Consider the following 26,940-nt stretch of genomic DNA (forward strand, 5'->3'; position numbering starts at 1 on the left):
ACATCTCCGAAGACGCCGCCGGCCTGCTGAACAAGACCTTCGGCACCGACGCCGTCAAGCGCGGCCTCCTCGTCGGCACCGCCACCATCACCGCACAGATCAAGTAACACCCCGCACCACCAGTCGGCCCGGACCACGCAGCAGCGTGGCCCGGGCCGACTTGCGTTGCACGACGTGCGTCGAGCGGTACCGGGCGTACCTGGCGGAACCGGGCATACCTGCTGGAACCGGGCGTACTGGGCGGAAACGGGCGTACCTGGCGAGTTCTTTCGACCAGGTACGCCCGTTCTTGCGAACCAACGCGCGCGCGATGGGAAAGAACGGGCGCACACGACGGACGGGAGGCCCAGTGCCAGCTGGCACCGGGCCTCCCGTCCGTCGTGTGGGTACGCCGGGCCAGCGGCCGCGGCCGTCGTCACGGGCTGGGCGACACCTCACGTGCTCACGTTCGCGTGGTCTGTCGCTCAGCGCGAAAGACAGCCCAGCCCGCAGCCGTGGACTGCGCGCAGGCAGACGGGAGGGCCCATCCGCCGGTTCCGCCGTCGCTCGCCAGCGGCACGACGGCCGTGCCGGGAGGGACGGTGCCAGCTGACACCGGGCCTCCCGTCCGTCCCATGGTGCGCCGGGCCGGCGGCCCCCACCGAGACTCGGCCCGCGGACAGGTTGCGGGTGCCGGGACGCGCGGTCTGTCCAGCGGAGCGAGGCTCGGCCAGCGACGGCGACGCGCGCAACGAGCAACGCCCCGACCGGACCGGTCGGGGCGTTGCTCGTGGTGGTGCCGATCAGCGGATGATCGAGATGTTGTCCGCCTGCGGGCCCTTCTTGCCGGGCCCGATCTCGTACTGCACGTGGTCGTCCTGGGCGAGCGGCCGGGAGCCGGTCGCCGCGACGATGCTGGAGAAGTGCGCGAACAGGTCTTGGGACCCGTCGTCGGGGTGGATGAAGCCGAACCCCTTGCTGTGGTCGAACCACTTGACGGTGCCCGTGGGCATGGCGGTCAGCACGGCGTCAGTGGATGCGCAGCTGCGCGACCATGGGGCACGCGAAGGGGTCGCGGGCGGCGAGTCCGACGCGGTTGAGGTACCGGACGACGATCCCGTACGAGCGCAACAGCGTCGTCTCGGTGTACGGCACGTCGAGGGTGTCGCAGTGGTCACGGACGAGCAGGCGGGCCTGCTTCAGCGCCGGACGCGGCATCGACGGGAACAGGTGGTGCTCGACCTGGTAGTTCAGCCCACCCATCAGGAACGACACCCACCAGCCGCCACGGATGTTGCGCGACGTGCGCACCTGGCGGGAGAAGAAGTCGACCTTCGCGTCGTGGGCGATCGTCGGCATGCCCTTGTGGTTCGGGGCGAACGAGGCACCCATCATCACGCCGAACACGGCCAGCTGCACCCCGAGGAACGCGCACGCCATCCCGAACGGCAGGAACCAGAACACCACCGTCAGGTAGATCGCGAAACGGGCAACGAGCAGGGCGCCTTCGATGAGGCGGTGCTTCTTGTCGGCCTTGGTGCCGTTGCCGGTGACGATGGACATCACGGCGTAGCGGTGCAGGTTCAGGCCCTCGAGCGTGAGGAGGGGGAAGAAGAGCCACCCCTGGAAGCGCATGAAGGTCTTCATCGCGCCACCCTTGACGGCGGCGGCGTCCTCCGGCAGGAACCGGATGCCGTCGGGGGCGATGTCCGGGTCCTTGCCGACGGTGTTCGGGTTGCCGTGGTGACGGGTGTGCTTGTTCATCCACCACGAGTAGCTGAGGCCCACGAGGAACGTGCCGAGCCAGCGGCCCGCGCGGTCGTTCCACTTCTGGGACTCGAACACCTGACGGTGCGCGGCTTCGTGCGACAGGAACGCGAACTGCGTGAACAGCACGCCCAGCGCACCGGCCACGATCAGCTGGAACCACGAGTCACCCAGGAACGCGAACGCGACCCAGGTGAGGGCGAGGCTGCCGACGAGTGCGCCGAACAGTGCCCAGTAGAAACCGGTACGACGGCGCAGGAGGCCGTTCTCCTTCACCTGCGCCAGGAGCGCGGAGTAGGTCGAGGTGCCCTTGCGGGCCCCCGTAGCGGGACGAGTGCGGGTGTAACCCGGAGCGAGCGGAGTGGTGGTCATGTGGACCGCCTTCCGGTACGGATCGGTCCTTCAACCGGTTCGAGGGAGTTCACGCGATTGCGCTTGCGGCGACCCTAGGGGCCGAACTTGCGTGTTCACCGTGGTGTCCAGAACACGTTGCGCAGTGCACGAACTCAGCCCGCGTGGCGCTCCGGACCGTCCGCGCACCGACCGGACGATGCGCGCAACGTCTGTCCCGGGTACTCCCCGAACCGACGGAAGTACGTGCCCGAGAACCGCCCCAGGTGCCGGAAGCCCCAGGCCATCGCGGCCTCGCTCACACTCGTCTCGTGCCGGCTGCTGGACTCCAGTGCCGCGCGCACCCGATCGAGCCGCATCCGCAGCAGGAACGTCATCGGCGAGACCCCGTGTTCCCGCATGAACGCCGTCTGCAGGGTCCGCGGACTCACGCCCACGGCGTTGCAGATGTCGGCCAGGCACAACATCTGCTCGCAGTGTCCGTCGAGGTAGGCCTCGGCGAGCTCGACCGTCGACGGCGTCACCGCGCGGCGGAGGACCGCGGGCGTCCGCACGCCGAAGGCTCCGAGGACGGCCTCGACCAGCGCGACCTGCGCACCGGTCCGGGCACCGGACGTGAACCCGTCGCGCGTCGCGGTGACGGCCACCTGCTCGACGCACCGGCGCAGGTGTTCGAGGGCCGCGACGGCGGGCTCAGCACCCCGCGTCGGCAGTTCGGACGCTGCTCCCAGCGACGAGCGCACCTGGTCGAGGAGCGACCGGTCGATGCTCACGAGCTGCAGCGTGCCCTTCGGGGCGCGCACCGAGAACTCCCCGGACGTCGGCATCAGGACGGGCATGCCCGGGCGGGTCTCGAGGACGACGCCGTCCTCGACGGCGATGCGGACACCTCCGGTGCTCGACCACCCGACGACGATGCGGTCGATGGGCTCGAAGACCCCGGAGAAGCCGGAGGTCGCCGACGCCGTGACGAGGCTCACGCAACCGTCCCGTCGGGTCCGGTAGCGGAACCGGAACGGCAGCCGGAAGGCGTCGTCCTCGACGTCGAAGCGCACGTCACGGCCGTGCCCGGCCTGGGCGAGCACGCGTGCGGCGAAGGCCCGGTCGGTACCGGATCGTTCGGTGCGGCGTCGCTGCGCGTCGATCCTCGCGGTGACGGTCCGGGCGGCGTCGATCCCGTGGACCGCGGTCAGCACGGTGCCTCGTCGAAGCGCTGTCCGCAGCGGTGTTCGAACCAGGCGCGGGCGTCCTGCAGGCTCGCTCGCCGGTCGTGCTCGTGCAGCGCCGCCATGAGCGTGCAGTCGAACCCGTCCACCGTGCGCTCGATGAAGCCGAGCAGCATGTCGGGATCCCCCCATGCAGCTGCGGCGTCGACCACCCGCCAGCACCCGGCGTCGACCGGCTGGACGCGGATGTCCGTCGGGTCCGTCGCGGCGAGCGCACGGATCCGATCGGTGTGGACGACCTGCTGCCAGACGGCGGCCTCGGTCATCACGGTCGTGGATCCCTGGCGGTGTCCCATCGCGCCCTCCCTGTCGGTTCGATGTGGCGCATCACTTCGACCGCGATGCCCGAGACACTTTCAGTATCGACAGGACGATTCCGGTCATGTCAGGGGTTGACTTCGTACCGCGCAAGGTGGATCATCCGTCGCCTCGATCGGTGCCCTGGGAGCGCGCCATCGGCGGGTCCCGTACGGTCGGCGCATGAGCGACGGGAGCAGCGCGACCCAGGACGGCCCGCCCCGACTCTCGCGTGCGGTCCGGGATGCGATGCGGTTCGTCCACGAGCAGGCTGCGACCCACATCACCGTCGCCGACGTCGCCGCGGCCGTGCAGCTGTCGCCGCGGAGCCTGCAGAAGCGGTTCCAGGCCGAGATCGGGCAGTCCCCCGGAACCTTCCTGCGCGCCGTGCGCCTGGAGGGTGTCCGTCGCGACCTGCAGGAAGCCTCCGGGGCGCCGGACCGGCGGACGATCGCCGAGATCGCCGAACGCTGGCAGTTCAGCAACGCGGGCCGGATGGCTGCGGCGTTCCGTGCGGCGTACGGCATCGCGCCCTCGTCGGCGCTGCGGTCCTTCGTTCCCGAGGACGACGAGGACGGCGCACCGAGCCTGTCGGACCGGAACCAGCGGCGCTTCCGCCTGGTGCTCGACTGCGAGGTCGACGTCGACGACGCGAAGGCGGTGCTCGCCGGTGCCCTGCAACGCGCCGGCGCCGGTCCGTGGCGGGACTACCGGCCGGACGGCGGCAGCGAGGACCTGATGGCGTTCCTGCTCGGCAACGCGGTGCGGACGGTGGTGCGTGAGACCTCCGGCGTGACGCTGGTGGCCCTGGACGCGATGCTCCGGGTGCAGGACGAGCAGGGGTCGTACCCGCCCGCAGAGCTGCCGGCCTGGCGCGCCGGCCCACCGCCGAACGTGCCTGCGCCGTCCGGATCGTCCGACACCGACCAGCGCGTAGGATCGAGAGACGGCAGGGAAGGCGCCCATGGATGACGCATTCGAGCGTGCACTCCGTGCGCTCCGGTCGGCGGAGATCGCCGACGACGAACTCAGTCGGCCGTTCGCGCTCGCGCTGCCGATGGGCGGTGTCTCGATCTCGACGTTCGGTGAACTGTGCCCGAGCGAGACCGTGTCCGCGACGGACGAGGTCGCCACCCGCGTCGACGAGATCCAGTTCGACCTGTCCGAGGGACCCTGCTGGACCGCGCTGGCGAACGATGCCCCGGTCCTGGAGACCGACGTCGTCCGTCGACCGAACGCCGCGTGGCCCGCCTTCAACGAAGCCGTGCGCAGCGAACCCGTCGGGGCGGTCTTCGCGTTCCCGGTCGCGTTCGGGCCGTTCCCGCTCGGCGCCGTCGACGTGTACGTGCCGGAGCCCGCGACGATCGAAGACGACACCGTGCGGCAGGCCATGACCCTCGCCTCGGCCGTCAGCCGCCGGGTCCTGCGCCGCGCGCTCCGCTCCATCGCGGACGAGGACGACGCCCTGCTGGATCGGAGCCCGTCGTCGCGGCGCGTGGTGCACCAGGCCACCGGGGTCGTGCTCGCGCAGCTCGACATCAGCCCCGAGGACGCCTACCTGCTGTTGCAGGGCCACGCCTTCGCGCGTCGGACGACGATGCGGCGGGTGGCGGAGGAGATCCTCGACGGCACGGTCCGGTTCGAGAAGCGAGGCGACCTGATCGAGGAGGTCCAGTGACGACGGCAGGCCGAGAAGCCCGGATCCTCGAGACGTTCACGTCGCTCGCCGACACCCTGGTGGACGCCTACGACGTCGTGGAACTCCTGCAGACCCTGGTCGAGACGTGCGCCGACGTGCTCGACATCGACGCCGCGGGCATCCTGCTCGCGAACGACGACCAGGAGCTCGAGGTCGTGGCCTCCACCTCCGAGGCGACCCGTCTCGTCGAGGTGCTGCAGCTCGACGCCGAGGCCGGCCCCTGCATGACCTCGTTCGCGACCGGACGGGTCGTGACGTGCCCGGACATCGAGGTCGCCCCGGCGGAGTGGGCGATGTTCCGCACGGGTGCGCTCGCGCTCGGGTTCCGCTCCGTGCACGCCGTCCCGCTCCGGCTGGGGAGCAACGTCATCGGCACGCTCAACCTGTTCGGGGCCGGCGTCGGTGCCCTCGCGGAGTCGGACCTGCGCGTCGCCCGGGCCCTGGCGGACGTGGCCACGATCGGCATCCTGCACGAACGGTCGCTGCGCGAGCACGAGGTCGTCCGCGCGCAGCTGCAGCGGACCATCGGGTCACGCGAGGTCATCGAGCAGGCCAAGGGCGTCGTGTCGTACCTGCGCGGCGTCTCGATCGAGGACGCCTTCGCGGTGATCCGTGGGTACGCGCTCGAGCACCACGAGCCGCTCTCCGAGGTCGCCCGCGCGATCGTGCAGCGCCGACTCGTCCCGTAACGAGCCCGGCCCGTCCCCCGGGTCCGGTGCCCCTCCGCCCGCTACGGTGAGCGGATGGGCAAGGTCACGCTGCAGGACGTCGCCGCGCACGCCGGCGTCTCGATGAAGACCGTGTCCAACGTCGTCCGTGGCTACCAGCACGTCAGCGACCCGATGCGCAGCCGGGTGCAGGCCGCGATCGACGAGCTGGGCTACCGCCCGAACGTCTCGGGGCGGTCCCTGGCGACCGGACGCTCGAACATGCTCGCCTTCGCGTTCCCCGACCTGCGGCGTCCGTACTTCGCCGAACTGGCCCACGTGTTCTCGCGGGTGTGTGCCGACCGCGGCTACCAGCTCCTGCTCGAGGAGACCGGCGGCGACCCCGACGGTGAACGCTCAGCGGTGCGGGGACGCGAGGCCGGTGTGGTCGACGGGGTCGTGATCCACCCGCAGGTGCTCACGCCCGAGGCCATCGACCGGATCCGCGGGGACACCGCCGTGGTGTTCCTCGGCGAGGACGTCCGGCCCCCGCACGCCGACCAGGTCGTCATCGACAACGCCGGGGCCGCGACCGAGGCCGTCGCGCACCTCGTGGCGCTCGGCTGCCGCCGCATCGGGTTCTTCGGGCACGAGACCGGCCCCTCGTCGCGCACGTCCGGACTGCGTCTGGACGGCTACCGCGCCGGACTCGTCGCCGCGGACCTGCCGCTCGACGACGCGCTGCTGGTCCCCCGCGAGGTCGGTGACGCCGCCGGTGCCGAGGTCGCCTTCGGCGCCGCGCTCGACGCCGGGTTGCGGGTCGACGGTCTGCTCTGCCGCGACGACCTGGCCGCGCTCGGGGCGCTCCGGGCGATGCGCCTGCGCGGACTGGACGCCCCCGGCGACGTCGCCGTCGTCGGGTGGGACGCGGTCGGCCTCGGGTCGAGCCTGGTGCCGAGCCTGACCTCCGTCGCGCCCGACACAGTCGCCCTCGCAGACACCGCACTCGACCTGCTGGTCGAGCGGATGGACGGCTCCGACGTGCCGGGCCGGCTGGTCACGGTCGGCCACCGCCTGCTCGTCGGCGAGAGCGCGCCGTACGCGGACGGCACGTCCGACCGGGCGGCGCACCAGAGCGCGTGAACGGCGGACTGGAGGCCCGTGGCGGTGCCGCCACGCGCCTCCCGTCCGCAATTCCCCGTCGACTGCCGTCAGCGGCCTGCGGGAGCCGACTCCCCCGGGTGCACGCTGCCGAGCAGCTCGACGACGACGTCCCGCAGGGCGTCGGGCAGCCCGACGGTGCCGAGCTCGACGATGCGGTCCGCGCGCGGCAGGTCCTTCGCCACGACCTCCCACGCCTCGAGCTTCTCCGGGTTGCCGGCCTGCGCGCCCTCGAGGACCCGCCGCACGGCCTCCCGTGCGTCGACACCGACGACCGGAGCGCCGACCAGCGTGACCGATCCGCCCGACGCCGAGTCGACGGACACGTCGACCGAGAACCGGTCGGCCGAGCGTGCCGACGTCGGTTGCCCGTCGGCCGGTGCGGCGAGGAACGTGATCCGCCAGTCGCGGTGGGCGGGGACGACGTCGAGGGCCCCGGTGGTGGCGTGCACCCGGAACTCGGCGTTCTCGGGATCCCAGGTCAGGCGGGTCCGGGCGGTGCGGCTGCCCTCGCCCTCGTGGTCCTCGACCAGGGTGAACTCGCCGGCCGCACCCGGTGCGACGAGGACCTCGAACGCCGTCGGGTTCACGGTGGCGTCGAGCTGGTCGGCCGCGGCGAGCGGCAGGATCCCACCGGCGCGCAGCAGGACCGGCACCGTGTCGAGCGTGCGGTGCAGGTCGACGAACCGGTCACCCGCGTACACCCTGCCGGTGAAGACGTCGGTCCAGGTGCCCGGCGGCAGCCAGGCGCGGGCCACCCCGTGCCGGCTGACCGGGTCGCGCGGCGCCACGATCGGGGCGACGAGCAGCTCCGAACCGAACGCGTAGGTGTTCGGCACCCGGTACGCCTCGTCGCGGCGCGGCTCCAGGTGGTAGAGCGGCCGGACCAGCGCGGTGCCCTCGGCGGTGCCGTGGTTCATCGTGTGCAGGTACGGCACCAGGCGGTGGCGGAAGCGGAGTGCCTCCCCCATCGCGGCGCGGGCCTCGGCGGGGAACGCCCACGGCTCCTTGCGGATGAACGGGTTGTTCGCGGAGTGCAGGCGCATGATCGGCGAGAACACCCCGAACTGCACCCAGCGGGTGGCGAGTTCGTCGTCGCGGACGCCGCGGGTGTGGCCGCCGATGTCGTGGCTCCACCAGGGGTAGCCGATGTTCGCGGCGGTGGCGGTGAACTCGGGCTGGAACGCCAGGGACGCCCACGAGACGACGGCGTCACCGGAGAACCCGACGGCGTACCGGTGGCTGCCGGGGCCGGCGTAGCGTGAGAAGGTCATGCCGTCGACGGGGGCCGGGACTGCGGTTGTGTCGGTGTCGGTGTCCGCGGTCGTGTCGCCGGTTGCGTCTCCGCCCGACGGCGCGTGTCGCGCCGAGTCGAGCAGGTGGAAGTGGTTGAGCAGCCACAGCGGGTCGACCCCGGGCAGCCCGGTCTCACGACCCTGCTGCCAGTCGATCCACCAGAAGTCGACGCCCTGCTCCTCGAGCGGGCGGTGCAGCTGCTCGAAGTAGGCCTGCAGGAACCGCCGGTCCGTCGGGTCGAACGCGATCGGCTGCTCGGTCTCCGGGTCGACGCCCATCGCCCGGGCCACCGCGGGGTAGGCGTCCTCGAATGCCCGCACGCCGTCGGCAGGGTGCAGGTTCAGCGTCGTGCGCATCCCCCGGCGGTGGAGTTCGGCGAGGAACGCCTCGGGGTCCGGGAACAGCGACGGCTCCCAGGAGTACCCCGTCCAGCCGTTGCCGAAGCGCGGCGGGACCGAGTCCACCCGGTGCCAGTCCATGTCGATGACGGCGACCGAGAACGGCAGGTGTTCGGCGGCGAAGCGGTCCAGCAGCTCGAGGTACGAGGTGTCGCTGTACGGGTGGTACCGGCTCCACCAGTTGCCGAGTGCCCACCGCGGCATCCGTGAGGGCGGCCCGGAGACGGCGTGGTACGTGCGGAGCGCGGCGTCGTAGTCGCGGCCGTACGCGAAGACCGTGACGTCGCGGCGCCCGGGGACCCGTGTGCCGATCCAGCCGTCGTCCGCGAACAGGAACGACTCGCTGTCGTCGAGCGCGGTGATGCCGTCGCGGGCCAGGATCCCCGGTTCGAGCGGCATCCGGCCGTCGACGTCGTCGAGGGTGCGGCCGGTGCCGCCGAGGTCGCGCGGCTCCTGCCCCCAGCGCCAGCGGTTGGCGTCCGGACCGGTGGTCTCGACGACCAGGCCGCTCGGGCTGAAGGGGCGGCCGTCGTAGCGCAGGTGGGCGCGATCCGTGGTGACGACGACGACGCCGGCGGCGGTGCCGGTGCCGTCGGCGGCGGCCGTCCGCTCCACGGTGAACGCCGGCACGGGCAGGCGTCGGCGCATCGCGAAGGTCGATGCGCGGTCCTCGAACCCGCCGTCGTCGCTCCACTCGATGCGGAACGCCCCGGCGTCGAGCACGGTGATGCGCCAGTGGTCGCCGGTGACGACGGCTGCGGGGTCGGCGACCGGGTCCGACCCCGGGAACGGACGGATGGTGGGGAGGACGGCGCAGGTGGTGCCGGTGGTGCCGGTGGTGCTGGTGCCGGTGGTGCTGCTGCTCACGTGGTGCCTCTCAGCTCTTGACCGCGCCCTGCGTCACGCCGCTGATGACCCAGCGCTGCGCGAACAGGTAGACGATGATCGTGGGCGCCATCGCCATCAGGTACGAGGCGAAGGCGACGTTGTAGTTGGTGCCGAACTGACTCTGGAAGATGTTCTGCACCACGGGCAGGGTCTGCAACCCCGGATCCGCCGTGATGAGCGACGGCATCATGAAGTCGTTCCACGATGCCAGGAACGCGAAGATGCCGACCGTCGCGTTCATCGGGCCGAGGAGCGGCAGGATGATCCGCCAGAAGATCTGCCACGTGGACGCCCCGTCGATGCGGGCGCTCTCCTCGAGCTCGACCGGGATCGACCGCAGGTACGCCGAGTAGAGCAGCACGCTGAACGACAGTTGGAACATGGCGTGCAGGATCCCGACGCCGATCGGGTTGTCGAGGCCGATCTCGGCGGTCAGCTTGATCTGCGGCAGCGCCACCACCGGGAACGGCAGGAACATCGCCGCGAGCAGGTAGACGAACGAGTACCGGAAGAACCGCTTGTGCCAGTTCCGGACGATCGCGTACGAGGCGAACGAGCTGAGCAGCAGCGTGGCGACGACGGTGAGCGCCGCGACGCCCAACGACACCGAGAAGGACACCGGGAACCGGGTCAGCTGCCAGGCCTCGGCGAACGAGCCCGGGTTGAACGGGAACGGCAGCGAGAGTGCATTGCCGTCGACGGACTGCTCGGTCGTCTTGAACGCCATCGAGAGCGTCACGTACAGCGGGATGAGCACGGTCAGCGACGCGAGGCCGAGGACCACGGTCAGCGTCCAGTTCGTGCCGCCCAGTCGTCGGCGGTGGCCGCGGCCGGAACGTCCGCCGCCGCCAGTGGTCACGGCGCGGGTGTCGGTCGGGGGTCGGGTGTCGATGGCGGTCATGCGAGTCGCAGGTTCCTTCCGCGGGTCGCCGCGAGCTGCAGCACGGAGATGAGGACGGTGATGATGAAGAACACGGTCGCGTTCGCCATCTGGTAGGCGTAGTCGCCGCCGGTGAAGCCGCCGAAGATGGTCATCGCGACGCTGCTCGTCGCGCTGCCGGGGCCGCCGTTGGTCAGACCGACGATCACGTCGTAGGCGCCGAGGTAGCCCTTCACACCGAGCACGGTGTTGATGACGATGAAGCCGCCGAGCAGCGGGAGCGTGATCGAGCGGAGCTGCTTCCAGCCGGTCGCGCCGTCGAGCGCACTGGCCTCGTACAGCTCTTCGGGGATGGACGTCAGGCCCGCCGTGTAGATGAGGAGCGCGCCGGGCACGGTCTGCCAGGCGGACACGATCACGATCGCGAGCCAGGCGAGGTTCGGGTCGCCGAGGATGCTCTGCTCGAGCGGGCCGAAACCGACGCTCGTGGCCAGGGCCGGCACGGTGTTCGAGAACAGGAAGTTGAACACGTAGGCGACGATGATCCCCGAGATCACCATCGGGATGACGAACACCGACCGCAACCCGGCGGCGAACCGGATCTTCTTCGCCAGGGCGATCGCCAGGGACAGCGCGACGACCTGCGTGACGACGACGGTGACGGCCGCGAAGCCGAGCGTGAAGCCGTACGACGCCAGGATCGCCGGGTCGGAGACGAGCGCCCGGTAGTTCTCGACGCCGATGAAGTCCCACTGCCCGAACCCCAGGTAGTCGGTGAAGCTGTAGAAGACGCCGACGCAGGCGGGGGCGACGACGAACGCCGTGAACAGCACGAGGGCCGGCACGAGGAACAGGTAGTACATGCCCTCCGTGCGGCTGAGTGAACCGACACCGCGGGAACCCACACGCCGGTGCGTGCGGGCTGCGTCGGTCGCCGGTCCGGAGGTGTCCGGGTCGGTGTCGCGGGAGAGCGGGGTCTGCATGGTCATGGTGACTCCTGTGTCCTGGTCCGGCTCAGACCGTCGCGGAACGGCCGGCGAGCCGCCGCCAGTCCGAGTCGAGCCGCTGCAGCATCGAGGTGAAGTCCCCGCTCCGGATCGCCGACTGCAGGTAGTTGCCGAGCGGGATCGACGTGGGGATGAAGGTGCCGGCGCCCTGGTAGAACGCGGCGTCGTCGACGTACTGCTGCAGGCCGGCGAGGCGCTCGTCCTGCTGCGGTGGTGCGTCGATGCGGGGCGAGTACGCCAGGTTGTCGCGGTTGTAGGCGTCGATGACCTCGGGCTGCATGAGGAACTCGACGAGCTCCTTCGCCTGCTCCGGGTGCTCGGACGCCGTGGGGATCCAGAGCCCGAGGTCGATGTTGACCCGGGCCTTGCGGTCTCCCGGGTCGTTCGACACCGGCAGGGCGAAGGTGCCGACCGGCAGCTTGTCGTCGATCAGCGCGATCTGCCCGAGCGCCCACGGGCCCTGCAGGTACATCGCGGCCTCGCCCTTGCCGAACGCCAGGTTGCCGTCGGCGTAGGCCCGGGTGGCGTGGTCGCGGTTGAAGAACGACGAGATGGTCTTCGCGCGCTCCATCGGCACCGCGAAGTCCTTCTCGAACGACACCTCGGAGTCCGGGCCGACGTCGGCGCCGAGGGCCTTCATCTTCCGGAAGAACGAGCCGGTGTCGACGAGGCTGCCCACCGAGTAGTCGAACAGGCCCTGCCAGAGCGTCCAGGTGTCCCGGTCGGTGGCGTAGATCGGCGTGATGCCGGCCTTCTGCAGGGTCCGACAGACCTCGACGAACTCGTCCCACGTCGTCGGGACCGGCAGGTCCTGCTCGGCGAAGATCCGCTTGTTGTAGATCACCCCGGCCGCGGCGAGCGAGTACGGCAGCACGCTCGTGCGGTCCTCGAACTTCGCGTACTGGTTCGTCAGGGTGTCGATGTCGGGGCGGACCCGCGCCGCCGACGGCAGGTCACCGAGGTCGCTGAGCACGCCGCGCGAGATGTACCGGGCGAGCTCGAGGTTGTCGTTGAAGCAGCCGACGTCCGCCGGTTCACCGCGCACGAACTGCGGGGCGATGGCCGCCGTGCTGTCGTGCACGACCGACAAGCCGGTGTGCTCCCCCTCGAACTTCCGCAGCAGCTTGTCGAAGTACGCGATGACCTCCTGCTTCTGCTCGTAGAAGCGGAGCGTCGTGGCTCCACCGGCGGCACGCCCCGGGGTCGCGCACCCGGCGAGCGCCATCGTGCCGAGTGCGATGCCACCGGCCGCGCCCGCGAGGAACCCCCGCCGGCTCACCGCCGCCTGGAGTGTTGCGGTCCTGCTTCCCACCATCGGGTCTCTCCCTCGTCGCGCATCGTCGCGCAGGCTCCTGTTTACAGCGCTGTAAAGCGTACGTCAACGTTGTAATCGCATGTGGCAGTAGTCGGTGCACCCTACGGACAGGAGGCACGGTGCCAGCCCGCCCCGCGCCTCCCGTCCGCCGCGCAGCGCGTCCACCGCCGCGCGCCGCCGCCCACCGGGACGGACACGGCACGGAGCTGGCAGGATCGTCTGATGGCTGAGGACGAACGGGACATCGCACTCCGGGTGGGGCACGAGGAGCTCCGCATCCGCGGGGTCTACGAGACCATCAGCATCATCAACGACGTGATGGTGGCGCTCTGGTTCATCGTCGGTAGCGTCCTCTTCTTCTCCGAGACCACCACGACGGCCGGCACCTGGCTGTTCCTGATCGGGAGCGTCCAACTGCTCATCCGTCCCGTGATCCGGCTGTCCCGGAGGCTCCACCTCGGTCGGGTCGGCCGGGGGAACCCCACGGAGTCCGCGCGCGATTTCTGAACCACGACACGCCTGGGCGAACACACAGGAACGCGAGCAGGCACCATGGAGGGATGGCAAGCACCACTCCTCCCCTGCCCGGACCCGTGACCACGACACCGCAGTTGCGGCGGTGGGTGTTCTGGCCCGCCGCCGTCATCGTGCTGGGGTTCGTGGCCTTCACCCTGATCTCCCCCTCCACCGCCGAGGCGCTGTTCCTCGGTCTGCAGGACGGCATCGTCAAGAACTTCAGCTGGTACTACGTGCTGATCGCCGCGTTCTTCGTCGGCTTCTCGCTGTTCGTCGGCTTCAGCCGCTTCGGTGACATCAAGCTCGGCAAGGACCAGGACGAGCCCGAGTTCTCGACCGGTTCGTGGTTCGCACTGCTCTTCGCCGCCGGCATGGGCATCGGCCTCGTCTTCTACGGCGTCTCCGAGCCACTCAGCCACTTCGCCTCCCCGCGCCCCGGCGTCACCGGCACCGAGAAGGAGCTCGCGCAGCAGGCACTGACCCAGACGTTCCTGCACTGGGGCCTGCACGCATGGGCGATCTACGTCGTCCTCGGCCTGGCCCTGGCGTACGCGATCCACCGCCGGGGTCGCCCGGTGTCGATCCGCTGGGCCCTCGAACCGCTGCTCGGCAACCGCGTCCGCGGCGGCTGGGGCAACCTGATCGACGTGATCGCCCTGGTCGGCACGCTGTTCGGCGTCGCGACCTCGCTCGGCCTCGGGGTGATCCAGATCGGCGCCGGACTCGAGAGCGCCGGCATCGCCGACAGCAGCATCGTCAGCCAGATCGCCATCATCGCGGTCATCACGGCCGTCACGATCGTCTCGCTCGTCACCGGTGTGACCAAGGGCATGAAGATCCTGTCGAACTTCAACCTGCTGCTCGCCGCCGCACTGCTGCTGTTCGTGCTCATCGTCGGCCCGACGCAGTTCCTGCTGCGGGACTTCGTGCAGTCGATCGGCTCCTACCTGCAGAACATCGTCGGCCTGTCGTTCAACGTCACCGCGCAGCAGGGCGCCGAGGGCGAGGCCTGGCAGGGCGCCTGGACCACCTTCTACTGGGGCTGGTGGATGTCGTGGGCGCCGTTCGTCGGTGTCTTCATCGCCCGCATCTCCAAGGGCCGCACGGTCCGCCAATTCGTGTTCGGTGTCCTGCTGGTGCCGACCGCGCTCACGTTCCTGTGGTTCGCCGTCCTCGGTGGCACCGCGATCCACCGCCAGACCGACGGTTCGGGTGGCCTGATCGGCTCGGACGGCTCGGTCGACATCGAGGGGTCACTGTTCGCGGTCCTCGGCGACCTGCCCGCCGGCATGGTCCTGACCTACGGCGCGATCCTGCTCATCGGCGTGTTCTTCGTGACCTCGTCGGACTCCGGCTCGCTCGTCATGGCGATGATCGCGTCGGGCGGTGACATCGAGCCGAAGAACTGGCTGCGGGTCTTCTTCGCCGGTGTCGCTGCGCTGCTCGCCGTCGCCCTGCTGCTCAGCGGTGGACTGAACGCCCTGAAGACGGCGGCGATCACGACCGCGTTGCCGTTCAGCATCGTCCTGCTGCTCACCTGTTGGTCGACGATCATCGCCTTCACGCGCGAGCGCCGGGCCTACGACAAGGCCGAGCGCGAGGTGTTGCTCGAGCACGTCGGCGCCTACTACGGCCTCGAGGTCGAGGCGCCGACCGAGCGTCCGGCACGGTCCGGCCTCGGCCGTCCGTGGGCCGCGGTGAAGAACCGTGTGCGCGGTGGCCGCGGAACCGCGGCCCCCGCGGTGGGCGCGGGCGCGCTCGAGGACTTCCCGGTGCGGCCCGAGTCGATCTCGGCCGACCCGGCGGTCGACCCGAGCCTCGACGCGCGACCGGCAGCGGACGACGGGCCCGCGACGGAGCAGCCCGAGCGCTGACGGGCGGTCGACGCGACCACCTGACGGACGGGAGGCACGGTGCCAGCTGGCGCCGTGCCTCCCGTCCGTCAGTGCGTCAGGTGTCGGTCCGTGCGGACGCGACCTCGAGGGTCACGACGACCGCGACCACGGCGAGCGCCGTGACCGGCAGCGACACCGCCGGCACCGCGATCGACGCGAGGACGACGAGCACCAGGGCCACCACGACGGCGTTGGCCCGTGCCGACAGCGACGGCCGGATCGCGAGCGCCCAGATCGACAGCACGAACACCGCGACCGGCACCGCGACGGTCGCGGCGACCGAGGCGGACGACAACGCGACGTGTCCGGCGTCGGCGCTGACCGCGACCTCGATGCCCGCGGGCAGGGCACCGGCGGCGGCGAAGACGAAGTAGTGGCCGTAGCCGAACACGAGCGCGGTGGGCAGCGAACGGATGTGCGCGTGCTGCTCGCGGGAGAAGTAGATCCACCACATCCCGACGGTGATCACCAGCCCGCACCCGGCGAGCGCCAGCAGGGCTCCGAGGTGCTCGGTGTGCGCGAGGGCGTCGATCACCGCGCCGGCCGAGGCCACCAGCCCCTCGCCCAGGACGATGAGGGTGAACAGGGAGAACCGCTCGGCCAGGTGCCGGGTGTGCCACGGGGCCGTCCCCGTCGAGGTCTGCGCCCAGATCGGCACCGACAGCTCGGCGAGCACGAGGAGCGGTGCCGCGTACGACCAGACGTCGTCGGGCAGGGCCAGGGAGACGACCCAGAGCACCTGCACGACCGTGATGCCGACCGCATGGAGGACGGCGGTCCGGCGGTAGCGGGTGGAGGACGCGGCGGCGCGGATCCACTGCGCGACCAGGGCCAGCCGCATGACGACGTAGCCGATGACGCCGATCGTGAAGTCGTTCTCGACCATGGCCGCGTGCACCCCGGCGGCGAGGACGAGCACCCCGGCCATCTGCACGAAGGTCATCACCCGGTAGAGCCAGTCATCGGTGTCGAACGACGTGGCGAACCAGGTGAAGTTCATCCACGCCCACCAGATCGAGAAGAACACCAGCCCGTAGGCCAGGACGGCGGAGGTGACGTGTCCCTCGAGCTCGATCTCGTGCAGGTTCGTCGCGGCGAAGCCCACCGCGACGACGAACACCAGGTCGAACAGGAGCTCCAGGGGGCTCGCGGCCCGGTGTCGCTGGTCGGGGTCGCGCGGCACCATCCGGCGCAGTCCGATGGTCGGCATGGGGCCAACGGTAGGGCATCCCCAGAACGCGGACTGCTGACGGTGCGACCGTCACGGCCGATCTGTCCGGGTGCAGGCCCCGCACCACCAGACCCCGCCGTCCACGGCCGTGTACGTCGTGCGCGGCCGAACCCCTCCGACAGGAGTCCCGGTGACCTCACCGCGTCCCGCCGTCCGTCCCAGGTCGTTCCGCCGAGCGGCCGTCAGCGCCACCGCCGGCGCACTGACCGCCGCCACGCTGCTGGCGTTCGCCGTCACCCCGGCGCACGCCGCGACCTCGGACACCCCGCGCTCACCGGCCGATCCGACCGCTGCGGTGGCCGCACCGCAGGAACAGCCTGGAGGCTCGTCCCGCGTCGGTCCGGCCGCGGACGGCGTGCAGGTGGGTTCCGGCTCCTACGCGCCGGCCCCGCCGGACGAGATCACGGACATCGCCGACGTGCGGAAGACGCTGGACCAGCGGCTGTACATCGACCCGTCGAAGGCCGGCGAGCCGGTGCCGACGAACCAGTGGTGGACGGACCTGCTGGTCAGCAAGTACTCCGGCGAGATGTGGGCGTACCCGTTCGTCTCGTCGAACAGTGCCGCGGGCACGAAGCTCACGATCCCGACGCGGTGGAACAACGACGGCACGGCGATGCGCCTGGAGTCCCCCGTGACGGTGGGCGGGACGGTGGAGCCGACCCCCGACGCGAGCGACCGCACCCTCGCCGACTTCGAGGACGGCCTGCCCGACGGCTGGACCGCGACCGGTGACGCCTTCACGGCCACCGCCACCGGGACGGCCAGCGGGCAGAGCGCGGTCTCCGGGTGGCTCGGCGGACGCTTCCTGAACTCGTTCAGCGACGAGGACGGCGACGGCGCGACCGGCACGCTCACCTCGCCGGCGTTCACGATCGACCGTTCGACCCTGGCGTTCCTGGTCGGCGGTGGCCGGCACCCCGACCACGAAGCCGTGCAGCTCCTGGTCGACGGCGACGTCGTGGCGAGCAGCACCGGGACGGACAGCGAGCAGCTGCGCTGGGACAGCTGGGACGTCGCCGCCCACCGAGGACAGTCCGCGCAGCTGCGGATCGTCGACGACCTGCGGGCCGGGTGGGCACACGTGCTGGTCGACCAGGTCCTGCTCACCGACGCCCCGGACGGTCTCGCCAACCGCTTCGCGACCACGTTCCGGGCGAAGCAGGCCGACGCGCTCCGCTGGGGCGACTGGAACGTCAGCTGGCGGATGCCGCAGGACGGCCCGGGCGGGCAGTACATGGACGTCACGAGCGTGCAGGGTTCGCCGTACGAGTGGTTCGAGTTCCACGGCATGACCCCGCGCCTCACCCTGCAGGACGGTGCCGAGATCACCGACGGAGACGGCGAACCGCTCGACCTGCCGGTGACGACGGACCGGTTCGAGATCCGCCAGGACGGCCACGTCTTCGGAGTGCACGCCCCCGACGGGACGACCTTCACCCGGGTCGGGAACGCGCTGGAGGCCTCATCCGGCACGTTCTACCTGGTGCTCAGCGCGGTACCCGAGCAGGGGCTGTCCCTCGACGACCTGCACCGCACCGCGTTCGCGGTCCCCCGCGACACGACGATGACGTACTCGTACGACCCGGCGGCGGCGAACGTCCGCCAGCAGTGGTCGATCCGCACCGACACGCTGCAGGGCGACAACCACGACACCGTGCAGGGCTGGCTGCAGCACCAGTACGCCGACGCCACCACGAACCTGCGCTTCACCGGCGCCACCTACGAGACCCCGCGCGGCACCATGCGGACCACCGTCGGCCACGACGGCTGGACCCTGGACTACGCGTTCACGGGCATCACGCCGATCGGTGCCACGCCCGAGACGGTCGGCGACGCCCCGTACTCCGAGCGCATCATGCGCGAGTACCTGCACGAGTACGCCGCGAAGACGACGTACGGCGGGGACACCTACTGGGGCGGCAAGGACGTCCTGCAGCTCGCCGAGTACATGACGATCGCGCGGCAGATCGGTGCCACCGAGGACGCCCGTACGCTGCAGGACACCCTCGAGCGCGCCCTGACCGACTGGTACACGTACACGGACGGCGAGGCGGAGCACTTCTTCGCGATGTACCCGACGTGGAAGGCCCTGATCGGGTTCGCCGACTCGTACGGGTCCGCGCAGTTCAACGACAACCACTTCCACTACGGGTACTTCGCCGTCGCGACCGCCATGCTCGGCCGGGTCGACCACGAGTGGGCCGCGAAGTACCAGGGCATGGCGACGCTCGTCGCGAAGCAGTACGCGAACTGGGACCGCGACGACGCCCGGTTCCCGCACATGCGCACGTTCGGCGTCTGGGAGGGCCGGTCGAACGCCGGCGGCGTGTCGTCACCCGGCGGCAACAACCAGGAGTCGTCGTCCGAGGCGATCCAGTCCGAGGCGGGGCTCTTCCTGCTCGGCTCGGTCCTCGGCGACGAGGAGATGCAGGCCGCCGGTGCGGTGCAGTACGTCACCGAGCGCGCGGCCGTCCGCGACTACTGGCAGAACGTCCGCGGCAATCCCGCCTCGGCGTCGTACGACGGCAACGGCGCGTTCCCGGACGAGTACGAGCACGGGCAGGCGGGGATCCTGTTCGACTCCGGGCAGGCCCACGCGACGTACTTCTCGGGCGACCCCGCCTGGATCTCCGGCATCCAGTGGATGCCGATCGCCCCGTGGTTCGACTACTTCGGCTGGGACCCGGGCTTCTCGAAGGCACTGATGCGCGAGATGATGGCCGCCCGCCCGGAGTCCATCGGGCAGGCCGGCGTCACCGACGGCAACGCGGCACGCATCCAGATGCTCACGAAGAAGTGGTGGGGCGTCGGCAGCTACGGCGACGTGAAGATCACCCGCGACCGCCCGGCCGCGATCGGTGAGCTGCAGGACGCGATCCGCGCGGTCGAGACGAACCACCCCGGGTACATCACCCGACGAACCGCGGCGAACCCCCTGTACGACCCGGCCACCGACACCTTGCTGGTGAGCGTGGAGGACGACGGACGGGTGGTGTTCCCGGACCGGTACTGGACCCCGGAGAACCTGCCCGACTCGCTGGTGCCCACTGAGCTCGACGGTCCCACCGCCGACCGGAAGCCCCAGGACTGGCCGACGCCGTCCCCGCTGATGCCGTTCCTGGTGGACGACTTCCGCGCCGACACCGCGACCATCGACCAGCTGTACGGCGTCGACCTCACCGACCACACCCCGGGCGAGGACACCGAGCACGCCGCACGGGTGTTCAGCGGCATGGGTGACGCCCTCGGCAACGTCGTGCTCGGGTTCCTCGGGCAGTACGACCCGGACACCTACGCCGACGTGCACGCCGCACTGTGGGCCGCCGACGACCCGGCCGTGACCGGACAGTCGATGGCCGGCCTCGTCTACCACCAGGCGATGTCGAACCGGACCGTCGGCACCGAGGTCACCGACCGGCACACCTCGGACCCGCTCAGCCAGGTGTTCCGCGCACCGGACGGCACGATCAGCTACGTGCTCGACAACCCCGACACCGTGCAGCACACGTACGACGTCTACGAGGGCACCGAGGTGATCGGCCAGATCGCGGTCCCGGCGCAGACGCAGATCACGTCGCACCTGGACGCGCGACTCACCGAGGTGGTCGTCAGCACCGAGGGCGCCCCGAAGACGATCGTCCCCGGCGCGACCACGACCTTCACCGCCACCGGCTACGACCAGTACGGCGCCACCGTCGCCCTGGACGACGTCACCTGGTCGACCGACACCGGCACGATCAGCGCCGATGGCCTCCACCGCGCATCGGAGCGCGCGGAGCAGGCGACGGTCACCGCCACGATCGGCGGGGTGCACGGGTCGTACGCCTTCCGGGTCGCACCGGCACCGGTCCTCACCGGGTTCGACGTCACGCCCGGCTTCGACCGGCTCGTCGTCGGGACGCCACAGCGGTTCCGTGCCGCCGGCCACGACCAGTACGGCGACCCGGCGGCCCTGCCCGCCGACGTCACCTGGTCGTACACCGGTGCCGGAAGCGCCGGGACCGACGGCACCGTGACGACCACCGCCGCGGGCTCCGGGTACGTCGTCGCGACCGGTGGCGGTGTCGAGGGCTCGGCGGTCGTCGCCTCGGTGACGTCGATCCCCGACGCCGCAGCGGGTGCCGACGTCGACGCGAGCTCCTCGGACGGCGGGAACGTCGCCGGGAAGGCCGTCGACGGGGACCGCAGCACCCGGTGGGAGAGCGCGCACGGTGTGGACGAGGTCGACTACACGATCGACCTCGGGCAGCTGACCGACGTCGGCACCGTGCGGGTGGACTGGGAGAACGCCGCCGCCGCACGGTACGTGCTGCAGGTCCGGGACACCGCCGACGGCCCCTGGCGCGACGTGCGGACCGTCGACAAGACCACCGCCGACATGGACACGGTGCCCGTGGGCGAGACCGCCCGGTTCGTGCGCCTGCACCTGACTGACCGCCTCACCGGGTACGGGTACTCCATCTGGGAGGTGCACGTGTCCGGCACCCCGGCGGCCTCGACCGTCGACGTCGAGGACGTGCTCGTCGCGCCGCGCACCGCGACCGTCCGCGCCGGTGACACGGTCCGGATGGTGGCCTACGGGTTCGACCACGACGGGTTCGGCGGGCGGCTCGCCGCGGACCGTCCGGAGTGGACCGTCGACGGCGGCGGAAGTGTCGAACCGGACGGTGTCGTCACCGCAGCGGCCGAGGGCGGTGTGACCGCGACGGTCACGGCCACCGTGCCGGGAGCATCCGGGACGGCCACCGTCACGACCCTCGACGAGGCGACCGACGGTGACGACGACGGCGGAACGGCACCCGCCCGCTCTCGTGACGTGGCCGCCGGCAAGCCCGTCACCACCTCGTCGGACGAGCGCGGCGACCTGTCCGGCGGCAATGCGGTGGACGGCGACGACCGGACCCGGTGGGCCAGCGCAGCACGCGACGGTGAGTGGTTGGCGGTCGACCTCGGGCAGGTCGTGCCGATCGACCAGGTGCAGCTCGACTGGGAGGCCGCGTGGGCCGAGGCCTACCGCGTCCAGGTCCGCGACGACGAAGACGCCCCCTGGCGGACCGTCGCGGAAGAAGCCCACGGGACCGGCGGCGAGGTGATCCACCGGTTGGAGGGCGACGACGTCACCGGCCGCTGGGTCCGGGTCGTCGCGGACCGCCGGCACACCGCGTTCGGTGTCTCCCTCTGGGACCTCCGCGTCACCTCGACGCAGGGCGAACCGACGCCGGACCTGGCACGACGGGCGACCGTGTCGTCATCGGCCGACGAGGGCGACGGCGTCCCCGCGCGGAACGCCGTGGACGGCGACCCGGGATCGCGCTGGGCGAGCGGGCACACCGACGACCAGTGGCTCGCCGTCGACCTCGGCGCACCGCACCGCCTGCACGGCGCGGTGCTCCGGTGGGAGGACGCCTTCGGACGCTCCTACCGGATCGAGGCGCGGAACGCGGGCGACGACGGGTGGACGACGCTCGCCGCCGAGACCGACGGTGACGGCGGGACCGACCGGCACGCCCTGGACGGCTCGTGGCGGTACGTCCGCGTGCACGGTGTCGAACGGGCGACCCCGTACGGCTACTCGCTGTACGACCTCGAGATCCGGTAGCCGGGGCAGCACCCGTCGGACGGCGGAGCCGCCGTGGTGCGGTTACGTCGTCCGACGGATGCCCCCGACCGGCCGGACCACGGATCCTGGCGGGACACCACCCGAACCACGTCAGGAGCACGGACCATGACCACCACCCCCATCGAGACCCTCGGCATCATCGGCGCCGGCAACGTCGGCGCGCAGATCGCCCGCCGCGCGATCGCCGTCGGTCTCGACGTCGTCCTCGCGAACTCCCGCGGGCCCGAGACGCTCGAGTCCCTGATCGACGAGCTCTCCCCCGGTGCCGGAGCAGCCACCGTCGCCGACGCCGCCCGGGCCGGTGACGTGGTCGTCGTCTCGATCCCGATCAACGGCTACCGGGACCTGCCGGCCGAGGCGTTCGCGGGCAAGGTCGTCGTCGACACCGGCAACTACTACCCGGAGTTCTTCGGACCGGTGGACGAGCTCGAGCAGGGTGCGGTGCAGACCACCTCCGAGCTGCTCCAGCGGTCACTGCCGGACGCCCGGGTCGTCAAGGCGTTCAACAACCTCGGCGCCGCCGACGTCACCACGGACGGGTCCCCCGCCGGAACGCCCGGGCGCCGAGCCTTGACCGTCGCCGGGGACGACGCGGACGCGAAGGCCGTCGTCACCGAGCTGCTCGACCGGTTCGGGTTCGACGTGGTCGACGTCGGACCGCTGAGCGAGGGCTGGCGGTACGAACGCGACCAGCCGGCGTACGGCGTGCGGCACGACCGGGCCGGCATGACCGCCGCCCTGGCGGCAGCGACTCGCCGCTAGCCCGCGGCCGCCACCCCGGGCGCCGCCTGCGCCTCGGGGTCGTCCCGCACCGCAGCCGCGACGAGGGTGTCGAGCAGCCCGGGCCAGCGCGCCTCGAGCGCGTCCCGGCGCAGCTGCACGGCGTGCTCGCGTCCCGTCACACGGGTCCGGGTCAGTCCGGACTCGCGCAGCACCTTGAAGTGGTGCGAGAGCGTCGTCTTGTGGATGTCGAGCCGGTAGTCGGTGAGGTTGCACGGGTGGTAGTCGCCGTCCGACAGTCGCTCGATGATCACGAGTCGCGCGGGGTCACCGGCCGCCCGGAGGACCCGAACGAGTTCGAGGTCGTCGACGTCGGGCAGCGGGAAGGGATCGTGCCCGACCTTCGGCTCTTCGTTTGACATGCATCAAACCTATCAGGAATGATCCCAACGGTTTGATGCTTGTCAAACAAAGCCGAGGCAACGACCTCGGAACCGAAGGAGTGACCACCGTGCCCACCACCACCGACCCCCGCGTCACCGACAACCGTGCCGCGATCCGCGCCGACCGACCGCCCATCGGCCGCATCGCGATCGTCACGGCGGACCGCGTCGAGGACGTCGAGTTCTTCTACCCCTACTACCGGTTCGTCGAGGCCGGCTACGACGTCGACGTCCTGACGCCCGACGGCGGGACCGTCACCGGGTACGTCGGCCTGTCCCTGCGGACCGGGCTGCAGCGCGTCGCGGACGCCACCGCCGAGCACTACGACGCGGTCTTCATCCCCGGCGGCCTGGCCCCGGCCGAGGTCCGGACCGTCCCCGAGGCCCTGGCGTTCCTCCGGGACTTCGCCGCCACGGGCCGACTCATCGGTGCCGTGTGCCACGGACCCCAGGTCCTGGCCTCCGCAGGGCTGGTCGACGGACGCAGCCTGACGTCCTGGCACGAGGTCGCCGACGAGGTCCGTGCGGCCGGCGGCACCTGGATCGACGAGCCGGTCGTCGAGGACGGCCAGTTCGTCACCGCCCGGAAGCCCGGCGACATGCCGCAGCAGCTGGCCCGGATCCTCGAGCGGCTCGCCACGGTACGGACGGAGCGCGACGATGTCTGACCCCGTCCGCACCCCCTTCTCCGCGTCCGCCACCGCGGCCGACGTCCTCGCCGACGTGGACCTGCACGGCCGCCGGTACCTGGTGACCGGCGGCGCCTCCGGCATCGGCGCGGAGACCGCCCGCGCCCTCGCCGGTGCCGGAGCCGAGGTCGTCGTCGGGGTGCGCGACACGGCCCGCGCGGACGCGGCGTTCGCCGACCTGGAGGCCCGTGGCCGGGTCGTGCCGCGTGCGCTCGACCTCAGCGACCTCGGTTCCGTGCGCCGGTTCACGGACGCGTGGCAGGGCACGGTCGACGGGGTGGTCGCCAACGCCGGCGTGATGGCCCTGCCCGAGAAGCAACTCGCGGCATCGGGTTGGGAGATGCAGCTCGCGACGAACCACCTCGGCCACTTCGCCCTGCTGCTCGGGTTGCGGGAACACCTGTTCGCCGCCGGGTCCGCCCGGGTGGTGACGGTGAGCTCGACCGCGCACCTGCGCTCCCCGTTCCACTTCGAGGACCCGCACTTCGCCGTGCGTCCGTACGACCGGTGGGCCGCCTACGCGCAGTCGAAGACGGCCGACGTGCTCCTCGCGGTGGGCGTCGCGGACCGCTGGGCGGAGCACGGCGTCACCGCGAACGCGGTCATGCCCGGCTGGATCACGACCCGGCTGCAGCGCCACCTCGACGACGCGACGCTCCGGGCGATGGGCGCACTCGACGACGACGGCAACCGGATCGAGCAGCCGTTCTTCAAGACCGCGGCGCAGGGCGCGGCGACGTCGGCACTGCTGGTCGCCTCCCCTCTGGTCGCCGGCGTGACCGGGCGGTACTTCGAGGACAACCAGGAGTCGCCCGTGCTCGACGACGGCACCGGCCACGACCGCGGGGTGGCGCGGTACGCGCTGGACCACGGTGCCGCGGAGCGGCTCTGGACGCTGGGTTCCGGATACGTCACCTGACGGATGCTGCCGGGACGGGCCTCCTGTCAGCGTGGAGCACGCCACGCACCATCCGTCACCAGCGACCCACGAGGAGCCCACCATGACCGGAAACCCGAAGCACATCGCCCTGGAGCCCGCCGCCCAGGAGTTCGTCGACGCGACGTCGAACCCGCCGTTCCTGAACGACCTGCCGCCCGCCGAGGGACGCAAGGCGGTCGACTCCGTGCAGGACTCCCCGATCTTCAAGCCCGAGGTCGACGAGGAGTGGCTGGAGATCGAGGGCGGTCCCACCGGCACCGTGAAGATCCGCCTGGTCAAGCCAGCCGGCACCACCGCGAACCTGCCCGTGATCCTGTACGTGCACGGTGCCGGCTGGGTCTTCGGCGACGCCCACACCCACGACCGCCTGGTGCGCGACCTCGCCATCGGGTCGAACGCCGCCGTCGTGTTCCCGGAGTACGACCGCTCCCCCGAGGTCGGCCACCCGGTCGCGCTCGAGCAGTCCTACGCCGCAGCCCAGTGGGTCGTCAAGGAGGGCGGCGAGAAGGGGTTGGACGCCTCGCGCTTCGCGGTCTCGGGCGACTCGGTCGGCGGCAACATGGCGATCGCCCTGGCGCTCCTCGCCGCCGAGCGCGGGGACGTCGAGTTCGTGAAGCTCGTCGCCTTCTACCCGGTGACGAACGCCGCGTTCGACACCGGCTCGTACGAGGAGTTCGCCGAGGGCTACTTCCTCACCCGAGCCGGCATGCAGTGGTACTGGGACCAGTACACGACCGACGAGGCCGTGCGCGCCCTGCCCACGGTGTCGCCGCTCCGCGCACCGCTCGAGGTGCTCGCGACGCTGCCCGACACCCTCGTCATCACCGGTGAGGCCGACGTGCTCCGCGACGAGGGCGAGGCCTTCGCGGCACGCCTGCGCGAAGCCGGCGTCAAGGCGACGAACGCCCGCTTCGGCGGTATCGTCCACGACTTCGTGATGGTGAACGCACTGCACGACACCGAGGCCGCGAAGCACGCGCTGATGCTCGCCACCGCGTCGCTCCGTGCCGCCCTTGCCTGAGCAGGAGCGTGCCCGCGCGAGCACCCCGGAGACGCTCGAGACGCTCGTCGCGCGCGAGGAGATCCGGACGCTGCTGGCGACCTACGCCCGCGGGGCCGACCGACGCGACGCCGTGCTCGAGGCGTCCGTGTTCACCGAGGACGGGGTCGTCGTGTTGTACGAGGGCGACCCCTCCTCGCACGAGCCGGTCGACACGATCCACGGTCGAGCGCACCTGGCCGAGACGTTCGCCGGACTGATCGCCCGGTACGACGTGACGACGTACCTCAACGGCCAGTCCACGATCCGGTTCACGGGGCCCGACACCGCCGACGGCGAGACGTACTGCGTCGCGTTCCACGTCCTGCACGACGGCGGCGAGCGGGTGCTCCTGACGATGTCCATCCGCTACCTCGACCGGTTCGTCCGGGTCGAGGGCGCGTGGGCGATCGCCCACCGGGACCTCGTCTTCGACTGGACCGACCGGTCCCCGTCGCACACGTGACTGAGACCGCCACCGCACACCGACACCGACCACCGACCACCGACCACCGACGGAGACACCATGTCGCAACCGCTCGAATCGCTCATGCACGCCAACCTGTTCGAGGTGTTCGGGGAACGCGACCCGGACCGCCGCCGCGCCGCCATCGAGCGGACCTACGCCCCCGACGTCGAGTTCCTGGACCCCGACGAGGTCGTCACCGGCCACGACGCCCTGCACACCAAGGCGCAGCGCCTGCTCGACGAGGCTCCCGGGTTCGTGTTCTCGCCGGCCGGCCCGGTCTACGAGAACCACGGGATGGGGTACCTCGCCTGGCACTTCGGACCGGAGGGAGCGCCGCCCGTCGTGTCCGGGATGGACATCTGCTTCGTCGAGGGTGACCGCATCGCGAAGGTCTACACGCTGCTGACCAGCTGAACCCACCCGCAGACGCCCGACCCGCCGCAGTGTCACGCACCCTGCGATGA

At 71.2% G+C, this 26,940-nt stretch carries 23 protein-coding genes; 13 read left to right on the plus strand and 10 right to left on the minus strand.

What is annotated here, in order from left to right; all coding sequences use genetic code 11:
* Positions 1-782: 782 nt before the first annotated feature.
* The 4 genes from DEJ12_RS13495 to DEJ12_RS18080 all read right to left on the minus strand — a co-directional run bounded on the left by DEJ12_RS13495 (position 783) and on the right by DEJ12_RS18080 (position 3,619).
* The gene (locus DEJ12_RS13495) at positions 783-992 is read right to left on the minus strand and encodes a cold-shock protein (RefSeq protein ID WP_071405807.1); all 210 of its coding nucleotides are present in this window, start codon (positions 990-992) and stop codon (positions 783-785) included.
* 16 nt (positions 993-1,008) lie between these two features.
* On the minus strand, positions 1,009-2,118 hold the full coding sequence (locus tag DEJ12_RS13500) for an acyl-CoA desaturase (protein ID WP_110864824.1): 1,110 nt from the start codon (positions 2,116-2,118) through the stop codon (positions 1,009-1,011).
* Positions 2,119-2,252: 134 nt separating this feature from the next.
* Positions 2,253-3,293 carry a helix-turn-helix domain-containing protein gene (locus tag DEJ12_RS13505; RefSeq protein ID WP_181433042.1) on the minus strand — a complete coding sequence of 347 codons (1,041 nt, stop codon included), beginning with the start codon at positions 3,291-3,293 and terminating at the stop codon, positions 2,253-2,255.
* Positions 3,287-3,619 (minus strand): hypothetical protein, encoded by a 333-nt coding sequence (locus tag DEJ12_RS18080; protein WP_071405799.1) that lies wholly within the window; start codon positions 3,617-3,619, stop codon positions 3,287-3,289. Before DEJ12_RS18080 ends, DEJ12_RS13505 begins: the two co-directional genes overlap by 7 nt.
* Before the next feature lie 184 nt (positions 3,620-3,803).
* Between DEJ12_RS18080 and DEJ12_RS13510 the strand changes: the two genes are divergently transcribed.
* From DEJ12_RS13510 to DEJ12_RS13525, 4 genes are read left to right on the plus strand one after another with little or no spacing between them, the layout of a single operon-like run.
* Positions 3,804-4,592 carry a helix-turn-helix transcriptional regulator gene (locus tag DEJ12_RS13510; RefSeq protein ID WP_111030376.1) on the plus strand — a complete coding sequence of 263 codons (789 nt, stop codon included), beginning with the start codon at positions 3,804-3,806 and terminating at the stop codon, positions 4,590-4,592.
* The gene (locus DEJ12_RS13515; protein WP_111030377.1) at positions 4,585-5,298 is read left to right on the plus strand and encodes a GAF and ANTAR domain-containing protein; all 714 of its coding nucleotides are present in this window, start codon (positions 4,585-4,587) and stop codon (positions 5,296-5,298) included. The genes DEJ12_RS13510 and DEJ12_RS13515 overlap by 8 nt, the downstream gene beginning before the upstream one ends.
* Positions 5,295-6,008, plus strand: a complete 714-nt coding sequence (locus DEJ12_RS13520) for a GAF and ANTAR domain-containing protein (RefSeq protein WP_111030378.1) — start codon at positions 5,295-5,297, stop codon at positions 6,006-6,008. Before DEJ12_RS13515 ends, DEJ12_RS13520 begins: the two co-directional genes overlap by 4 nt.
* Before the next feature lie 54 nt (positions 6,009-6,062).
* Positions 6,063-7,109: a LacI family DNA-binding transcriptional regulator gene (locus DEJ12_RS13525; RefSeq protein ID WP_111030379.1), complete on the plus strand. Its 1,047-nt coding sequence runs from the start codon at positions 6,063-6,065 to the stop codon at positions 7,107-7,109.
* A 68-nt stretch (positions 7,110-7,177) separates the two neighbouring features.
* Here DEJ12_RS13525 and DEJ12_RS13530 read toward each other — a convergent pair whose 3' ends face one another.
* From DEJ12_RS13530 to DEJ12_RS13545, 4 genes are read right to left on the minus strand one after another with little or no spacing between them, the layout of a single operon-like run.
* Complete coding sequence (locus tag DEJ12_RS13530; RefSeq protein WP_111030380.1) at positions 7,178-9,688, minus strand: TIM-barrel domain-containing protein; 2,511 nt, start codon at positions 9,686-9,688, stop codon at positions 7,178-7,180.
* A 10-nt stretch (positions 9,689-9,698) separates the two neighbouring features.
* Positions 9,699-10,610, minus strand: coding sequence for a carbohydrate ABC transporter permease (locus DEJ12_RS13535; RefSeq protein ID WP_111024510.1), 912 nt, complete (start codon positions 10,608-10,610; stop codon positions 9,699-9,701).
* Positions 10,607-11,578, minus strand: a complete 972-nt coding sequence (locus tag DEJ12_RS13540) for a carbohydrate ABC transporter permease (RefSeq protein ID WP_111030381.1) — start codon at positions 11,576-11,578, stop codon at positions 10,607-10,609. The genes DEJ12_RS13535 and DEJ12_RS13540 overlap by 4 nt, the downstream gene beginning before the upstream one ends.
* 25 nt (positions 11,579-11,603) lie before the next feature.
* Positions 11,604-12,875 carry an ABC transporter substrate-binding protein gene (locus DEJ12_RS13545; protein ID WP_111030382.1) on the minus strand — a complete coding sequence of 424 codons (1,272 nt, stop codon included), beginning with the start codon at positions 12,873-12,875 and terminating at the stop codon, positions 11,604-11,606.
* 258 nt (positions 12,876-13,133) lie between these two features.
* Here DEJ12_RS13545 and DEJ12_RS13550 point away from each other — a divergent pair, with 258 nt between their 5' ends.
* Together DEJ12_RS13550 and DEJ12_RS13555 are read left to right on the plus strand one after the other, a co-directional pair.
* Positions 13,134-13,418, plus strand: coding sequence for a YrhK family protein (locus tag DEJ12_RS13550; protein ID WP_111030383.1), 285 nt, complete (start codon positions 13,134-13,136; stop codon positions 13,416-13,418).
* A 53-nt stretch (positions 13,419-13,471) separates the two neighbouring features.
* On the plus strand, positions 13,472-15,301 hold the full coding sequence (locus tag DEJ12_RS13555; RefSeq protein ID WP_258370501.1) for a BCCT family transporter: 1,830 nt from the start codon (positions 13,472-13,474) through the stop codon (positions 15,299-15,301).
* Positions 15,302-15,377: 76 nt separating this feature from the next.
* On the opposite strand, the gene DEJ12_RS13560 is transcribed toward DEJ12_RS13555, so the two are convergent.
* Entirely contained in the window at positions 15,378-16,532 is a 1,155-nt protein-coding gene (locus DEJ12_RS13560) for a low temperature requirement protein A (RefSeq protein ID WP_181433041.1), read from the minus strand.
* A 151-nt stretch (positions 16,533-16,683) separates the two neighbouring features.
* Here DEJ12_RS13560 and DEJ12_RS13565 point away from each other — a divergent pair, with 151 nt between their 5' ends.
* Both DEJ12_RS13565 and DEJ12_RS13570 read left to right on the plus strand, forming a co-directional pair.
* The gene (locus DEJ12_RS13565) at positions 16,684-22,155 is read left to right on the plus strand and encodes a discoidin domain-containing protein (RefSeq protein ID WP_111030385.1); all 5,472 of its coding nucleotides are present in this window, start codon (positions 16,684-16,686) and stop codon (positions 22,153-22,155) included.
* 36 nt (positions 22,156-22,191) lie between these two features.
* The gene (locus DEJ12_RS13570; RefSeq protein ID WP_111030500.1) at positions 22,192-22,938 is read left to right on the plus strand and encodes an NADPH-dependent F420 reductase; all 747 of its coding nucleotides are present in this window, start codon (positions 22,192-22,194) and stop codon (positions 22,936-22,938) included.
* Here the strand turns inward: DEJ12_RS13570 and DEJ12_RS13575 are convergent.
* Positions 22,935-23,318 carry a helix-turn-helix transcriptional regulator gene (locus DEJ12_RS13575; protein ID WP_111030386.1) on the minus strand — a complete coding sequence of 128 codons (384 nt, stop codon included), beginning with the start codon at positions 23,316-23,318 and terminating at the stop codon, positions 22,935-22,937. The genes DEJ12_RS13570 and DEJ12_RS13575 overlap by 4 nt on opposite strands.
* Before the next feature lie 89 nt (positions 23,319-23,407).
* On the opposite strand from DEJ12_RS13575, the gene DEJ12_RS13580 reads away from it, so the two are divergent.
* From DEJ12_RS13580 to DEJ12_RS13600, 5 genes are all read left to right on the plus strand, one after another.
* Positions 23,408-24,007 (plus strand): type 1 glutamine amidotransferase domain-containing protein, encoded by a 600-nt coding sequence (locus DEJ12_RS13580; protein WP_220034783.1) that lies wholly within the window; start codon positions 23,408-23,410, stop codon positions 24,005-24,007.
* Complete coding sequence (locus DEJ12_RS13585) at positions 24,000-24,947, plus strand: SDR family NAD(P)-dependent oxidoreductase (RefSeq protein WP_111030388.1); 948 nt, start codon at positions 24,000-24,002, stop codon at positions 24,945-24,947. The genes DEJ12_RS13580 and DEJ12_RS13585 overlap by 8 nt, the downstream gene beginning before the upstream one ends.
* 82 nt (positions 24,948-25,029) lie before the next feature.
* Entirely contained in the window at positions 25,030-25,989 is a 960-nt protein-coding gene (locus DEJ12_RS13590) for an alpha/beta hydrolase (RefSeq protein ID WP_111030389.1), read from the plus strand.
* Entirely contained in the window at positions 25,982-26,473 is a 492-nt protein-coding gene (locus DEJ12_RS13595) for a nuclear transport factor 2 family protein (RefSeq protein WP_181433040.1), read from the plus strand. Before DEJ12_RS13590 ends, DEJ12_RS13595 begins: the two co-directional genes overlap by 8 nt.
* A gap of 60 nt (positions 26,474-26,533) precedes the next feature.
* Positions 26,534-26,890, plus strand: a complete 357-nt coding sequence (locus DEJ12_RS13600; RefSeq protein WP_244993449.1) for a nuclear transport factor 2 family protein — start codon at positions 26,534-26,536, stop codon at positions 26,888-26,890.
* The last annotated feature ends 50 nt before the right edge of the window (positions 26,891-26,940 follow it).

The organism is Curtobacterium sp. MCLR17_059, assembly GCF_003234665.1.
Lineage (GTDB): Bacteria > Actinomycetota > Actinomycetes > Actinomycetales > Microbacteriaceae > Curtobacterium > Curtobacterium flaccumfaciens.

Coding starts and splice junctions, on each gene's coding strand:
- DEJ12_RS13555 (WP_258370501.1), top strand. CDS start 13,472: ATGGCAAGCACCACTCCTCCCCTGCCCGGACCCGTGACCACGACACCG.
- DEJ12_RS13525 (WP_111030379.1), top strand. CDS start 6,063: ATGGGCAAGGTCACGCTGCAGGACGTCGCCGCGCACGCCGGCGTCTCG.
- DEJ12_RS13590 (WP_111030389.1), top strand. CDS start 25,030: ATGACCGGAAACCCGAAGCACATCGCCCTGGAGCCCGCCGCCCAGGAG.
- DEJ12_RS13560 (WP_181433041.1), bottom strand. CDS start 16,532: ATGCCGACCATCGGACTGCGCCGGATGGTGCCGCGCGACCCCGACCAG.
- DEJ12_RS13575 (WP_111030386.1), bottom strand. CDS start 23,318: ATGTCAAACGAAGAGCCGAAGGTCGGGCACGATCCCTTCCCGCTGCCC.
- DEJ12_RS13540 (WP_111030381.1), bottom strand. CDS start 11,578: ATGACCATGCAGACCCCGCTCTCCCGCGACACCGACCCGGACACCTCC.
- DEJ12_RS13515 (WP_111030377.1), top strand. CDS start 4,585: ATGGATGACGCATTCGAGCGTGCACTCCGTGCGCTCCGGTCGGCGGAG.
- DEJ12_RS13510 (WP_111030376.1), top strand. CDS start 3,804: ATGAGCGACGGGAGCAGCGCGACCCAGGACGGCCCGCCCCGACTCTCG.
- DEJ12_RS13535 (WP_111024510.1), bottom strand. CDS start 10,610: ATGACCGCCATCGACACCCGACCCCCGACCGACACCCGCGCCGTGACC.
- DEJ12_RS13550 (WP_111030383.1), top strand. CDS start 13,134: ATGGCTGAGGACGAACGGGACATCGCACTCCGGGTGGGGCACGAGGAG.
- DEJ12_RS13495 (WP_071405807.1), bottom strand. CDS start 992: ATGCCCACGGGCACCGTCAAGTGGTTCGACCACAGCAAGGGGTTCGGC.
- DEJ12_RS13600 (WP_244993449.1), top strand. CDS start 26,534: ATGTCGCAACCGCTCGAATCGCTCATGCACGCCAACCTGTTCGAGGTG.
- DEJ12_RS18080 (WP_071405799.1), bottom strand. CDS start 3,619: ATGGGACACCGCCAGGGATCCACGACCGTGATGACCGAGGCCGCCGTC.
- DEJ12_RS13500 (WP_110864824.1), bottom strand. CDS start 2,118: ATGACCACCACTCCGCTCGCTCCGGGTTACACCCGCACTCGTCCCGCT.
- DEJ12_RS13585 (WP_111030388.1), top strand. CDS start 24,000: ATGTCTGACCCCGTCCGCACCCCCTTCTCCGCGTCCGCCACCGCGGCC.